Origin of the sequence: Methylobacterium sp. WL103 (genome assembly GCF_008039885.1) — a bacterium.
GTDB lineage: Bacteria > Pseudomonadota > Alphaproteobacteria > Rhizobiales > Beijerinckiaceae > Methylobacterium > Methylobacterium cerastii.
Genome location: NZ_VRUX01000727.1, coordinates 1 through 1,863 on the forward strand (window position 1 = coordinate 1; position 1,863 = coordinate 1,863).

1 protein-coding gene is annotated in these 1,863 nt (G+C 71.3%); it reads left to right on the plus strand.

Annotation, left to right across the window (positions count from 1 at the left end; all coding sequences use genetic code 11):
* Positions 1-6 precede the first annotated feature (6 nt).
* Positions 7-1,863: FUSC family protein (locus tag FV222_RS24720; protein WP_147815883.1), on the plus strand; the 1,857-nt coding region annotated here is incomplete at its 3' end.

Here is a 1,863-nt window from a genome sequence, read left to right on the forward strand (position 1 = left end):
CCTGCGATGAGCGCGGCCGCCACCCGGCGCGCCTCGTGGCTCGACCGCGCGATCGACCGGCTCGACGCGATCGTGCCGAAGCCGGCCGCCTGGGCTTTCGCCTTCCGGATCTGGCTGGCGATGATGCTGGCGCTCTACGTCGCGTTCTGGCTGCAGCTCGACAGCGCGTCGTCCGCCGCCACCGGCGTGGCGATCCTGGCGCAGCCCAAGCGCGGGCAGGCGATCTCGAAGGCGGCCTACCGCTTCCTCGGCACCGTCGTCGGCGGCATCGTGGCGATCGTGTTCATGGCGCTGTTCGCGCAGGACCGCGTGACGCTGCTCGTCGCCTTCTCGGTGTGGATCGGGCTCTGCGTCTTCACCGCCCAGTACCTGCAGGACACCCGCGCCTACGGTGCGATGCTCTCGGGCTATACCGTCGCGATCATCGCGCTTGCGCATATCGATGCGCCGCAGACGACCTTCGACGCGGCGGTCGGGCGGCTTGCGGCGATCACGGTGGCGATCGTCACGATCACCTTCATCAACGATGCTCTCGCCTCCCCCAGCACGTGGCGCACGCTGTTGCCGACCCTGTCGTCGGCCTACGACGGCACCAAGGCCTTCGCCCACGAGGCGTTCACGTCAGGCGATCCCGGGCCCCTGCGCACCGCAGCCCTCATCCGCACGATCGCGCCGATGCGCGCCGACGCCAGCGCCATCGCCGGCGAGCTCGACGACGGCCCGTATCGCGCGGCCGGGGCCCGCAGCGCGATCGCGGCGCTCTACGTGATGGCGGCAGCGAGCCGCGCCGCCGTCAACGCCGCGGCGGCGCTTCGCCATCCGAGCCCGGCGGTGGAGGAGGCGCAGGGCTTGTGCCGCGAGGTTTCCGGCGGCGGCGTCGGCGAACCGGAGGCCGCACGCCTCGACCCAATCGACACGAGGCTACGCGACCTCGTCGACGACGCCGTACGGGACGGGCGCCGCCCCCTCGACGAGCTGGTGGCGCTCCAGCGCTGCCTCGACTTCGTCAACGCGGCGACCTTTGCCGAAGACGGAGTGCGCGCGCTCGCCGATGGCCATGTGCCGCTGCGCGACGTGAAGCTCCCGACGCACCGCGACTTTCCCGTGGCCTTGCGCGCGGCCTTGCGGGTGGCGATCGGCTTCGGGCTCACCGCCGCCTTCATGATCGTGTCCGGCCTGCCGCAGACCTCGTTCGCGCTGGTGCAGGTGGCCTCCACCTGCGCGCTGTCGTCCACCGCCCCGGACCCGAAGAAGTTCGCCGTCGGCGTGCTGATCGGCATGCCGCTGGCGTCGCTGTTCGCCGGCATCGTGCTGTTCGCCTTCCTCAACGGGAACCAGGGCTTCCCGCTGCTCGCCATCGCGATGATCGTGCCGGTCTTCGTCGCCTGCTTTCTGTCGCTGAACCCGTCGACCTTCGGCATCGGCTTCATCGCGCTGGTGTTTACGCCGGTGCTGATCGCCCCGGAGAATCCGCAGAGCTACGATCCGCAGACCTACCTGATGAACGTCGCGCTGGTGATCGCGGCGGCGATCATCCTGTTCCTCGCTGTGCGCCTGGTCCTGCCGATCTCGCCCTCGCAGCATCGCGCCTTCGCGCTGGACTCCGCCAAGCGCGCGCTCGCCGAAGCCCTGGCCGGCGAAGGCGGCGACGCGACCACGCGGACCAGCCTGAACGCCGACCGGCTGTTCCAGTTCGCGGGCTACACCTCCGGCAGCCGCGCCGTGCGCTGGATGGCGATGGTCCACGCCTTCGCCCTGTCGCAGCTGGAATCGGCGGCCGCCCGCGCCCACGCGCAGATGCGGCTGCTCGACGGGACCGCGGGAATGCGCGACCCGGTGGCGAAGGGCCGGGACGCCCTCGCG